Raw genomic sequence first — 250 nt, 5'->3', positions numbered from 1 at the left:
AAAGAAGCTCAACATGAGCGCGCGGCGTTTGCCGATGCGATTGGCGAGCCATGCCAGCAGCGGATAGCCGCAGAACATTCCAGCGTTGAGCACGAGCAGGTAGAGCGACATTCGAGACGCTTCGAAACCGTGCTGCTTGACCAGAAAGGTCGGCAGCCACATGTTGATGCCCCAATACGCGATGAGCATGCCGCTCGCAGCCAGCGTCGCCAGGATCGTGTTGCGCGCGTAACCTCGTGCAAAAATTCGC

The 250-nt window shown here is 58.8% G+C and carries 1 protein-coding gene; it reads right to left on the bottom strand.

Annotated features, from left to right (window positions below; genetic code table 11):
• The coding region (locus SAZ04_RS22625) for an MFS transporter (RefSeq protein ID WP_332699966.1) at positions 1-250 on the bottom strand (250 nt) is incomplete at both ends.

The organism is Halalkalibacter lacteus (genome assembly GCF_036663595.1).
Taxonomy (GTDB): domain Bacteria; phylum Bacillota; class Bacilli; order Bacillales; family Bacillaceae_D; genus Halalkalibacter; species Halalkalibacter lacteus.
The sequence above is the reverse complement of the archived record's forward strand: the minus strand, read 5'-3'. Positions and strand labels throughout refer to the sequence as shown.